The sequence below is a fragment of the Clostridium facile genome (assembly GCF_014297275.1).
Taxonomy (GTDB): domain Bacteria; phylum Bacillota; class Clostridia; order Oscillospirales; family Ruminococcaceae; genus Massilioclostridium; species Massilioclostridium facile.
This window is the reverse complement of the sequence record NZ_JACOQK010000001.1, coordinates 601019-614110: the sequence shown is the minus strand read 5'-3', so window position 1 is coordinate 614110 and position 13092 is coordinate 601019. Positions and strand designations below refer to the sequence as shown.

Here is a 13092-nt window from a genome sequence, read left to right as displayed (position 1 = left end):
TAATCCCCGCTATTTTTGGGATTGCTCCGCCTTGGAAAAGGCTGCCCCTACATTAAGGGACTTCCCGCTCCAGTTGTTTTTCTCAATCATTTCAGAAATCTGCTGGTTTGCCAGTTCAATCTCCTTTAAAAAAGAACTGGCAGGGATCCGCAGCGCCCCATGCCCTAAAATAATCAGCTGTTCCGCATAATCGGAGGTAGCAACCTTGACCTGGTAATCCTTTGCCAACTGGTAGGTTGTCTTTTCGATGTAAGCGTCAGCAGTTTCTGCCTCTTTGGTGTATACCACGCTGATGTTATGGTAACGGATGACTTCTCCTGGATTCCCTTTTACCTTGTAAGCATCAAATACCAGTATTATGTTGGTGTTCCGGAACCCCTGGTAATTGCTGAGGATTTCCATCAGCCGGATGCGGGCGGATTCCAGATTGTCCTGAGCGATTTTTTTCAGTTCCTCACTGGCGAAAATAATGTTGTACCCATCCACCAAAAGATATTCTGGCCCTTTGTACACCTGGGTGGATTTTTGAAATTCCAGCTCCTCCCGGGCAACATCCCTAGGAAGGATATTCCTCTGCTTAATAGGGCCATAGGTCTTTTCAAAAATTGCCTGTAGTTCCTGATCCATCTCCCTGGATGGCAGGGGGCTGGAAGGGGATTTAATTGTTTCTTTTGGTTCCTCTGGGTCCGGCTGCTTCCAGCCGCTTTCCACGTGCATGTATTCCCGCACCTGGTCCCATTTCACCGTAAATCCCGCCCCGTGGGAACAAAACACCGAATCAGCCGGATGTTCGATGTCTCGCTCGCTATCATAGCCAATTTGTTGGATGATTTCCTCCTGGTTGTGGCAGGGTTCATAGCCCAAAAAGCTACAAAACAGCCTGCCGTGCCCTTTGGTATACGAGGTGACCTCAATACTGTAATCCCGCATGGTAGCGACAGGGGCCTTTCCGGTCAAAATAGTGGTATCTCCCTGGGTTTGAGGCAGTTCAAACACTCCGGACATCCGCTGTAAATCTGACATCGCCCGCCCTACATATTCCGAAGGGAGTTCCAGCTGGAACTGGTACCACGGTTCCAATAAAATACTGGTGGTGGATTTTAACCCCTGGCGTAAGGCACGGTAAGCCGCTTGCCGGAAATCCCCCCCTTCGGTGTGCTTCAAGTGGGCACGCCCCGTTAATAAGGTAATTTTCATATCGGTAATAGGGGAACCGGTCAGTACCCCAATATGTTCTGTTTCCTGTAGCTGGCTTACAATTAGGTTCTGCCAGTTCCGGTCCAGTACATCCTCACTACAACAAGTGGTAAACTGCACCCCACTTCCCGGTTTGCCAGGTTCCAGCAGAAGATGGACTTCCGCATAATGGCGGAGGGGTTCAAAATGGCCCACCCCTTCCACCGGCTGGGTGATGGTTTCCCGGTAGACAATATTGCCCACTCCAAACGAAACCTCCAGCTGGAACCGGTCTAAAATCAACTGCTTTAAAATTTCCAGCTGTACTTCCCCCATCAGTTGGACATGGATTTCCCGCAAACGCCCGTTCCAGATAAGGTGAAGCTGTGGGTCTTCTTCCTCCAACTGTTTCAGCTTTAACAATGTGGTATGGGGGTCGCATCCCTCCGGAAGAATTACTTGATAAGTGAGCACCGGCTCCAGCACAGCGTGGCAGGAGGATGGCTCAAACCCCAGCCCTTCCCCTGGGAAGGTGTGTTTTAGCCCTGTTACGGCGCAGACCGTCCCCGCTGTAGCTTGTTCCACTGCTTGGTAACGGGTACCAGAATAAATCCGAATCTGGTCCACTTTTTCCTCCCATACACCACCATCCATACCAGTGCCATGAAGTATGGTTTTCACCTTCAGCCCGCCCCCGGTAATCTTTAGGTAGGTAAGCCGGTTTCCCTGAGGATCACGGGCAATCTTATAAACTTTTGCCCCAAACTCATCCGGGTAAGCAACCGGTTTGGTATATTGCAGCAAGCCATGGACAAACGATTCAATTCCATCCAGTTTTAAAGCAGACCCAAAATAGCAGGGGAACAGCTTCCTTTGTTGAACCAGGGAAGCAATCTCCTCCTGGGTAATGGTATTGTTCTCCAAATAGGAATCCATCACAGCCTCATCGCAGACAGCAACCGATTCTAGAAACTCCTCTTGGGACACGTCCCGGAAATCAATACAATTGGGGTCCAGCCGCTGTTTCAGCTCATCCATTACAGCGGAAGGGTCTACCCCATCCAAATCGGTTTTATTGATAAACAAAAAAGTGGGAACTTGGTACCGTTTTAATAAATTCCACAGGGTCTGGGTATGCCCTTGGACACCATCCGACCCACTAATGACCAAAACAGCGTAATCCAACACCTGCAACGTCCGTTCCATTTCACTGGAAAAATCCACATGCCCCGGGGTATCCAGCAGGGTCAGTTCCACCTGCGGGAAAGGTAGGACAGCCTGCTTAGAAAAAATCGTAATCCCCCGTTCCCGTTCCAGGGTATGGGTATCCAAAAAAGCGTCCTGGTGGTCTACCCTGCCCAGTTTTTTTAAGCACCCGCCCTGGTATAGCAAGGCTTCCAGCAAGGTGGTTTTTCCTGCGTCCACGTGCGCCAAAACCCCAATCACTAACTTATCCATATATACTCTCACCAATCAAAAAATCTATTGTCATAATCATTATTTTTCCGTTTGAACTAACTTTATATTAACATATAGTTCCAATAAAATCAATCTTATCCCCCTATTTACTGTAATATATCACAAAATAGTCAGCGCCATATTCCCATCAGAATCCCCCCTGAATTGTTTGTTTATCCCGAAGCTCGTCTATCTTTTCGTGGAATACCTCCCCCGATAAAATAGGAGGATTCTATCGTCATGACCACTAGCTAAGCTGGTAGCTTAAATAAGCCCCGGGAATAGGGCAAGCCTCTAAAGACGCACTAAATCCCTTTTCCTTTTGCATCACATTTATCCTGCTGGCTGTTTACAGGCAATTTTCTTCCAACGATACTGTTTGTTACGATAAAGCTCGCCCAATGTTGAAAGCGGAAACTTTTTGGAAAAATCCTCCACCGTCATAGCCGGTGATTTCCATAACAACAAAAACCCGGTGACTGCCACAATGGCATCACCGGGTTTTGATGAATTTTGATAGGATACAACTGTTTGCATTAGAGCAAAGCAGTTGGATGGATCATACCAAAATTATGGTTTTAATCTTAAGTTTAACATAGCTGTTAAGAGGTTATCTGCAACTACATCCAATTCTTCCTGAGAAAGGTCTTCGATGTTTGCCAATGTTTCTTCCGCTTTTGCTAACGCGTCGATAAATTCAGGTTTTCCTGCATCTTGGTATTGATCTAAATCATAGCTTTTTGCTACTTCTACCAACAAGTTTAAGTTGTAGGTATCTACCACATGAATGGTAATGTCAAAGCTTTCGCTCCGGTTGCCAGAACCATCTACAGCGTAGAAGCGCAGTACATAGGTACCAGATTTGCTTGGGTTGAATGCTGGAAGGCCATTGGCACCGTTGTTCATAACATCTTCGTCGCAGACAATAGTCACATTGCCGGAAAGATCGGAAGCACAACTTGGGTCAGTGAACAGTTCCACTGCTTTTTCTGGAGTGATCTCTTCCTTTGTAACAGTCATGGTCTGTTCAAAATCAATTTTATCTTGATCCAATGTTGGAGCGGTGGTATCCTGTACTTTTACTGTAATGTCAAAACGTGCGCTTTGGTTGCCAGCGGTATCCACTGCCCAGAACCGCAGGGTGTAGGTACCAACGGTAGATGGGTCAAATGCAGGATGTCCGCCTGCGCCATTTTCCATAATCCATTTATCGCAGACAAATTTTATGTTTGTATCATTATCGGTTGCATAGCTTGGGTCAGTAAATAGTTCTGCTGCTTTTTCTGGAGTAATTTCGTCTTGGGTCAGTTCCAGAGTTTGGGTATACTGGATATTTTTATAGTTGATGGTTGGTTTTGTAGTATCCTGTACTGTTACATAAATATCAAAACGTCCACTTTCATGGCCAGCAGTATCAACAGCATAAAATCTCAGTTTATAGGTGCCAGCAGTCGTTGGATCGAAGGCAGCAAAGCCATCCGCACCGTTATCCATTACCCATTTATCGCAGACAATTTTCATATTTTTATCATTGTCCGTAACATAGCTTGGATCCGTAAAGAGTTCCACTGTTTTTTCTGGGGTAATTTCTTCCTGAGTTAGTTCTAATGTTTGAGAATAAGCGATTTTATCATAATTTACAGTTGGGGTAGTAGTATCGCCTACACTGACATAAATGTCAAAACTATTACTGCGGTTTCCAGCAGCGTCTACAGCATAAAATCTTAATTTATATTTACCTGCAACGGTTGCGTCAAAAGCAGCCAGTCCATCGGCACCGTTTTCCATCACCCATTTATCGCACATAATCGTTGCGCTGCCAGAATCATCAGTAACATAGCTTGGGTCGGTAAACAGTTCCACTGCTTTTTCTGGGGTGATATTTTCTGTTACCATCTCCATTGTTTGAGAATATTGGATTTTATCATAATTGACAGATGGTTTTGTTGTATCCGCATCCGCTTTTGTGCCCAATTGAACCATAGCCGCCTGTACAGCCTGTTCGGTAGAAGTAGTTTGTTGTGCTGCTTCCAAAGCCCTGGTGTAGGAAGCCTGGTTGTAGTGAGAAACCGCTGTTGCGATATCCTCTTCTTTATTTTGTGCTACTGCGAAACAGGTAGGTGCTACCATTGCGGTTGACAACACAACGGACAATGCGCCAACAAATAATTTTTTCATTTTTTACTCTCCTTTATGCGCGTTATTGGAAGAAAGCCCATAAAACGCAATCATATTTACATATTCAACCGAAAATTATACTTTTTCATTCAGTAAAAAATTTGCAAAAAAAGACCCAAACAGGGTCTTAATAGGCAGAAAATTACATATTAAAACAAAATATGAAAAAGTATGAATTTTTTTAATATGTATAAGTATATATTAGTATTCTTTTGAAAAAAAGTCAATATTAGGATGGAAAATTTACAAGTTTTTTATTTTTTGATAAAATCTGTTAAAAGGTTATTTTTTTAATAATTGCCAATTGATAAAAGTGAAACAGATTTTCTGCTAAACTCTACCCAGAAAATCCGCACAAAACAAAAAAGGTTTCTACCCCTTTGAATTCAAAAAATTAAATGACCTGTCAAATACTTTCTGTTTCTGCCTTTCCAATCTATTGCCAGAAATAAGTCGTGTTCTTTATAAAAAAACAGGAAACCCAAAAAGGGTTCCCTGTTTATAAGACACCAAAACGATTATTTTCTTTTCTTAGCTGCAATTACACTACCTGTTGCCATTGCCAAAATCAAAAGTCCTGCAATTGGAGCAAAATCTCCTGTTTTTGCTGCGTTTGCTTTTGGTATGGTAGATTCTTGCCCTGTTTGTGTACCGTCTGCATGATTATTTTCGGCTGGTGTTTCTACTGTTACCAACCCTTTCATTGCTTCTTGTACTTTTGTTGCCGCTGCATCTACTTCCTCTTGGCTTGCGTTTTCATCTGCCATCACTTCGTTTGCTTCTGCTACTGCTGCTTGCAGTATTCCATAGCTTTCTGCTGTGTAGCTGCTTCCATCAATTTCTCCTGCTACCTTTATTACAGTTTCCAAAATTGATTTGTCCGCTTTGAATCGCAGTTGCAACATTCCGCTTAACAGTTCATCGATCGCTGCGTTTATTTCTTCCTGGCTCGCATTGGCATTCTCATAGACTTCCTGTGCTTTTTCTTGAATCCCTGCAAATACTTCCCATGTTGCTGGGGTGTATTCTTCTTTTTGGTATCCTGCACATTCGTCTAGCAGTTCTTTTAACTGGCTCTTGTCTGCCAGTTTTTCCAATGCTTCATAGGCTGCTTTCAGGTCATTGTATGCTTTGTCAATTTCCTTCTGCATTGCTTCTTCATCTGCCAATACCGTTTCCGCATTTGCCAATGCTGTTTTGAAGTTCTCTTTCGCTGCTCCATCACGGTACTGGCTCAAGTCGGTGTCTTTTACCTGGTTATACAGTTCCTGTAAAGCTGTCTTGTCACCTTTTTGGAATCCTAGCTTATGGATTTCTTTCAGCAAGGTTTGCCATGCAGTGTTTACTTCTTCCTGGGTTGCAGATGGGTTATCATATACATTCTGTGCTTCTTCCAATGCTTTGTCAAAGCTCTGTTGCACTGATGGAATCGCATTTTTGTATTCATCTGTCCCTTTCAGACGGTTTGCTTCTGCAATTACCTTTTCTAGGATGGTTTTATCCACTTCTCCTATTGGTTTTTTCTCCAGTGCTTCATAGGATGCTTTCAGGTTGTTATACGCTGTTTCCACATCTTTTACCAATGCGTTTTCGTCATCCAAGACATCTTTTGCTGCTTCCAGCGCTGTCTTAAAGTTCTCTTTTGTTTCCCCATCTAGGTATTGATCCAGATCCGTATCTTTTACCTGATCGTATAACGCTTGCAGTTCTGTTTTATCCCCTGCTTGTTTGTTCAGGTTTTGGATTTGTTTGATCATTTCCGCATATGCCTGGTTTACTTCTTCCTGACTTGCGTTTGGATCATTATACACTGCCTGTGCTTCTTCCAGTGCCTTATCATAGCTTTCTTTTACTGCTGGAATTACATTTTTGTATTCATCTGTGTCCTTCTTCGCAATTGCCTGTTCAATAACATATTGCAGGATATGCTTATCCACTGGTTTTTTCTCCAATGCGTCAAATGCTGCCTGCAAGCTGGTTACAGCGTTGTTGATTTCATCTTGGGTAGCGGTATCACTTCCCAACAATGTAGCTGCTTTTTCCAGTTCCGCTTTAAAAGTATCTTTTGCGCTGCCATCTTTATACTGGCTTAAATCCGTATCTTTCAGGCTATTGTACAGGTTTTCCAAGGCCGTTTTATCCACAGATGTTGCGGTTGTATGATAAACACCCATTTCTGCCAATTGCAGGTAGTTTGTTTCTCCGGCAGGTGGGTCGCCTAACCGTGTTACACGCAAACGAATGTAACGGGCATTGGTCAGGTCAAACTCAAATACAGCGGGTTTTCCTTGTGGAGCCTGATAATCAGTATATTCTGCAACCGTAGTGTATTCGGATGCGCCATCCGCTTTGATCTGGATACTGAAATCTCTTGGGAAGGATGGCGTTCCACCAGAATTGGATTTTACATCGCTACGTGGGTACAGATGGATACGGTTCATCTCAACATCAGCACCTAAATCCAATTCAATCCAATAGTCTACCATATCAGTAGAGGTCTGGCCAGAAGTAAATCCACTATGTTCTCCATTCGATGTTAATATACCATCTACCAAATATTCTGGAGCCCATGTTGATACAGTCCAAGAACAGTTGCTATCCACTTTGCTATTAAGCGCCAAATTTTCGTTTCCAATCCAAGTGTTGCTTACAGTCAACGCCATATCGGCTGTTGGGGTAACGGTAATCTTAGATTCGTTAGACGAAACATCGCCGGACCATCCCACAAACTGATAATCCACATCATTGATTGGTTTTGCTTCCAGCGTAATGGTCTCGCCAACAGTAGCTTTTATGGCAAGAGGCAGGCTTTGCTGGATGCCGCCATTGACAGAAATCTGGTTTGGTACCGTTTCGTCTGCATTTCCAATGGTAACATAGCAATATTCTGTTACTTCTGTTTGGAAGGAATAGGAACCTGCAACCGCTTCAAAGACTGCTTTGCCATCTTCCATACCTTTATACGCTAAACCGTCTGTTTCAACGGTTACATCTTCTGGAGTTTTTCCGTTTACAGTGAATGGTTTGCCATCCTCTACGGGCAGGTAAATGGTCGCAGTGGTGTTTGCTGGAACAACTGCTTCATAAGACCAAGTATTGCCTTCATATTTCCAATTGCTGATAATTTTACCATAAGCGGAGTTGTATTCGCCGTTGACAAAATCCAGTGACTGGTCAGGGGTTGGCTGTAAAATGATATGCTGGAATCCAGGCTGGTCAAAATCATACAGAATACCAGCCATGTAACCGTACATCCATTCTGCCACCGCACCATAAGCGTAATGGTTAAAGGAGTTCATACTAACATCGCCAAAACCGGTCTCTTTGGTATAAGAATTCCATCTTTCCCACATGGTGGTTGCGCCCTGGTCAACAGAGTACAGCCAAGATGGATTGCCATGCTGTAACAACAGTTGGTAAGCAACATCATCCGCGCCGATTTTGCTCAGAGTCTGCATGATAATAGCAGTGCCCAGGAAACCGGTTTGCAGTTTGTTTCCATTTCTGCTAATGTTATCCATCAATTGCTGTTTCACTGTTTCAAACGAATCCTCATTTGGCAACAGGTCAAGGTATAAGGCATACAGACATGCTGTTTGTTCCCCACGTTTTAAGGAACCATCCTCGTTGACATATTGCTGCTGGAAGTACTCTTTTTCGATTTCATAAATCTGCTGGTATTTTGCCACGTCTTCCGGTTTACCCATCACTTCGGCCATTTCTGCCATCATCTGGGCATCCCAAGCGTAGAAAGCAATTCCTAACAAGGATTTCATATCATCGTCATTGCTTTCATAAGCCAGCCAGTCGCCATAAGCGTGGCCCGCGCCTTTTTTATTGGTGGACGCTAGGTATACATCTATGTATTTCTGCATAGAAGCATAGTTTTCCTCAATAAAGGTTTTGTCCCCATACATTTTGTACATGTTATAAGGTACAATAATACCGGCATCAGACCAACCTAATTGGCCAGACCCTCCGCCAGGGGCAGTATCTGGGTAGGCTCCATTACTTGCCTGATCGTCCCTCATATCCCGCATCCATTTTTGCAGGAATGCTTTGGATTCTGCGTTATAAGCAGCTGCTGTGGAGAATACTTGGGTATCAGCAGTCCAACCCTGGCGTTCATCACGCTGTGGGCAGTCAGTTGGAACAGACAGGTAGTTGCTGTACTGGCCCCATACGGTATTGCTGATTAACTGGTTTACATCCTCATCTGAAGTAGAAAGTTTTCCTGTATCTGTTTTTACAGAGGTTAAAACCTCACCTTTTAAGTTGTGGATGGTAATCTCACTGGTTGCAGTAACTTCCACATAACGGAATCCATAGAAAGTATGGGTGGAGAAATAGGTTTCAACACCATTCCCATTCATAATATAATGGGCGGTAGCTGGTGCTGTACGCAGGTTAGCGGTGTAAATACTGCCTTCTGGTCCATCATTTCCACGGGATTTTAAGCCATCGTTATCGTTGAGCATTTCCCCGTGGCGGATGGTTACTGTAGTATCTTTTGGTCCTTCTACCTGGATTACTGGACGTCCAGCAAAGTTCTGCCCTAAATCAAATACCGCGGTTTCACCTGCTTTTAAGGTAAAGGATTCCCCATCCTGATAATTGCCTGTTACGTTGATGCGGCCATACTGGTTTTCATTTTCGTCTACTACACCATGATAAACTGTGATTTCTTTTGGATGCAGTTCCAAATCGGTACGTACCCGTACAGAATCTCCCGCTTGTGCGGAAATTTCCCCTCGAAACGCGGTACAAATATCCGCATAGTTCCAGTTGGAATCATCAAAGCCGTTTTCACGGTAGGATAAATCTGCGTTGGCATCGTAAGTTTCGCCTTCGTAAATATCCGCGCTGATCACTGGACCAGCATAAGCGGTTCTCCAGGTTTGGTCTGTACCCATCACTTCGGTATGGCCATCGCTGTAGGTCAACAGCATTTTCGCACGGAATCCATTATTCCTTCCACTATTCGCGATACGGCCATTCCACCAACCAGAAGTTACATTCGCTGTAATGGTGTTGTCCCCACCAGACTGAACCATAGAGGTAACATCATAAGTATTGTACAACACACGGTCTCCTACAGCGGTATAGCCTGGTTTTAACTCATCATATACCACAGAACCATCGTCCATTACCTGACCAACCCGTTCCCCGTTAAGATGGACGTCATAAACGCCCAAACCAGTGGTATACAGCTTCGCAGAAACCAAATCGTCTTTTACATTAAACTGTTTCCGGAATGTTTGCGCGCCATTATTTTGTGCCTCAATTGGCAACAAAATATCTACTTTCGTTACAACAAAGACGCCGTCTTTGATTTCCCCTTTCCCAAATGGGTTTTCCCCATTTTCAAAGGTATAGTTGTATAATACAGTACCTTGTTCGTTATCTGTATAATCTGTTAACTTAAAGTTATCTACTGTACCATATTCGGCAACGCCGTCGGTTACACTGGAGCGAACCCCCAAATAACCTGCCTTTACAGGAATACCTGTGGTGCTCTGGTCGCTGGTGGAACCAATCATAAAAGTACTTACTAAAGTATCATTGATGTAGGTTTCAATCCTAGTACCGTTGACATCCAGATGCATATGGGCTGGTGTTGTTTTAAAATTCTCTACGCCGCCAACCGCATCTGTAACATCTACATTTTGGGAATTATAAGTAGCATACGCTCCATTTTTCCAGGTATGTGGTTTTAAAATGACCTTACCTTCCTGGTCTTTCGTATTCAACTGCCACATGTAAAAATTAGACTGGTCAACCGCATTGAAAATTGCGCTAACCGCATAAGTTTCACAGGTCATGTCCACATCCACGGTATAGTGGGTTTTATCATCCAATGGAGGTTGTTCCTCGCCTTTTTCCAGGCAGTCAGCATTTAACCCGGTATTCAGGCGGCCATCCTGGATAGAACCAGCGGTAAACGGATTTTCGCCATTGTCAAAATGATAGTTTTTTACTACAACACCGTTCTCATCTTCCGAATAATCAGTCAAAACGATATTGTCCAGCCAGCCTATTTCCTTGCTGGAAGTACGAAATCCTATTTTTCCGATTGTTCCATTGAAACCGATGCCCCCCAGTTGGGATAGTTCTGTAACATCCACTTTCGTGCCATTTAAATAAGTGGTGATACCAATGTCTTCATTCACTTCCAGTTTCACATGCTGGACATCGGTGATTTCACCTTTCACCCCACTGGAAATATCTACAGATTTAAAACCATTGTAGTTTCCGCCAATTTTCGTGTGAGGGTTCAACATCATTTTCCCGCTGGAAATATTGAATTGCCACATGAGATAGTTGCTGGTATCCTTTGCTTCTAACAAGAACCCAACAGCGGTATTGTCCACTTGTACATCAAACTCGATGGTATAGTTTGTCTTACCTACTATTTCCGGTGGTTCTGTGGAAGTGCCCATCTGAATCCATCTAGAACCATCCCAGGCATCTTCTCCCATTAACCCTACTTCAAAGGTAGCAACATCGGATGCAATGGACTTGCCATCTTTATTCCAAACTGTTACCTGCCAATAATAGGTTGTGGAGTTTTCCAAAGGTTCCCCTGCGTATTGGATGCCTACCGATTGGCTGGTTTCCTGTTTTTCAGAATCCCATACGCTCTCTTTCAAATCCTTATCTTTTGCCACAAGAATTTGGTACGCTGTTTGTTTCTGGCCTGTTATAGTAGAATCCATTTTCCAACTGAATACTGGATTTGGAGTATCAATCCCCATTGGATCTACCAGGTCGTTTGTTTTCATCTCAATGATTGTGGTATCCTGTTCCGCCGCAAAAATATTTGTTGGCATAACAATACTAAGCGCCATTGCAACTGCCAAAATCAGCGCCAGGATACGATTTTTCTTTTTCAACCTCACTGCCTCCTTTTCGTTTGGTTTTTGTTCGATTGCCCATATATTTTTTCACATTCCCCCTTTCTTCTTGGCATTTTTATACATATTCCATTATACCACAAGGCCAAATGATTACAATATCAGCCCTTTATTTTTGGAAAATATTACAAATAAAATCCCGTTTACTTGTAATAAATGAATAAAAGCAAGCGGAAATCAAAATTTTTGAACAGAAAAAATAGAAAACCGGTTTCTTACAGATGTTCCAAAGACAAAGGCCTAGCGATATTACTTCAGCTTATCCCCTGTACTATCCCATCCGCTATCAATAGAATCATATAACAAATGGGTTTATTTCGGTTACTTTGGGGTTACACAAGTTTTTCATCCCAATTCCAATTGTTAAGATTCCAATAAAACCAAAAAGTTCCTCAACAACAAAAAACAGGCCTATCCGTTTGGATAAGCCTGTTATGCAATGATATAAAATCAATTATTTAATCATACCAGCAACTTCGTCAGCAAAGTTGTCGTTACGTTTTTCGATGCCTTCGCCTTTTTCAAAGCGGACAAAGTCAACAATTTTAATGCTGCCGCCCAGTTCTTTTGCAGTTTTTTCTGTGTACTGAGCAACGGACATATCACTATCTTTTACGAATGGCTGTTCTACCAAGCAAACTTCTTTGTAGAATTTGTTGATTCTACCAGCAACCATTTTTTCCGCAATATTCGCTGGTTTGCCTTCGTTCATTGCTTGAACAGTCAGGATTTCTTTTTCTTTTTCCAGGTTTTCTGCTGGAACGTTTTCTTTGTTCAGGTATTGTGGAGCAGCTGCTGCAATCTGCATTGCAACGTCTTTTCCGTAAGCAGCAAAGCCTTCTTTGTCAGCAACATCGGTATCAAATTTAACCATAACACCAATTTTGCCTTCGCCGTGAACATAGGAAACCAAATCGCCTTCCAGACGAGCAAAACGACGGATTTTGATGTTTTCGCCGATGGTTAAGATTTTTTCTCTTAAAGCTTCTTCTACTGTTTCATCAGAACCAGCCAATTTTGTTGTATTTAAAGCTTCTACATCTGCTGGATTGCTTTCCAAAACGGTTTTTGCAACAGCGTCAACAAAAGCAACAAATTCTTTGTTTTTCGCAACAAAGTCGGTTTCTGCGTTTACTTCTACAACAGCGCCAACTTTTTTATCTGGGTCAATTACAGAAACAACTAAGCCTTCTGCAGCGATTCTGCCAGCTTTTTTTGCAGCAGCAGCCAAACCTTTTTCACGCAGCAGTTCAATTGCTTTTTCGGTATCGCCGTTTGCTTCTGTCAATGCTTTTTTACAATCCATCATGCCTACACCGGTTCTTTGACGCAGTGCCTGCACATCTTTTGCAGTAAAGGATGCCAT

The 13092-nt window shown here is 43.1% G+C and carries 4 protein-coding genes; all 4 read right to left on the bottom strand.

Going from position 1 to position 13092, the window contains the following annotated elements:
* Window positions 1-9 precede the first annotated feature (9 nt).
* The 4 genes from H8Z77_RS02480 to tsf all read right to left on the bottom strand — a co-directional run bounded on the left by H8Z77_RS02480 (window position 10) and on the right by tsf (window position 13092).
* Complete coding sequence (locus H8Z77_RS02480) at window positions 10-2634, bottom strand: translation factor GTPase family protein (RefSeq protein ID WP_186996071.1); 2625 nt, start codon at window positions 2632-2634, stop codon at window positions 10-12.
* A 570-nt stretch (window positions 2635-3204) separates the two neighbouring features.
* Window positions 3205-4812 (bottom strand): LapB repeat-containing protein, encoded by a 1608-nt coding sequence (locus tag H8Z77_RS02475; RefSeq protein ID WP_186996070.1) that lies wholly within the window; start codon window positions 4810-4812, stop codon window positions 3205-3207.
* A 518-nt stretch (window positions 4813-5330) separates the two neighbouring features.
* Window positions 5331-11705, bottom strand: a complete 6375-nt coding sequence (locus H8Z77_RS02470; RefSeq protein WP_186996069.1) for a family 78 glycoside hydrolase catalytic domain — start codon at window positions 11703-11705, stop codon at window positions 5331-5333.
* A gap of 475 nt (window positions 11706-12180) precedes the next feature.
* A complete protein-coding gene (gene tsf, locus H8Z77_RS02465; protein WP_069988512.1) occupies window positions 12181-13092 on the bottom strand; it encodes a translation elongation factor Ts in 912 nt (303 codons plus the stop codon).

What these genes read in the sequence shown, in the direction of transcription:
- H8Z77_RS02475 (WP_186996070.1), bottom strand. Translation starts at nt 4,812, where the DNA reads ATGAAAAAATTATTTGTTGGCGCATTGTCCGTTGTGTTGTCAACCGCA.
- H8Z77_RS02480 (WP_186996071.1), bottom strand. Translation starts at nt 2,634, where the DNA reads ATGGATAAGTTAGTGATTGGGGTTTTGGCGCACGTGGACGCAGGAAAA.
- tsf (WP_069988512.1), bottom strand. Translation starts at nt 13,092, where the DNA reads ATGGCATCCTTTACTGCAAAAGATGTGCAGGCACTGCGTCAAAGAACC.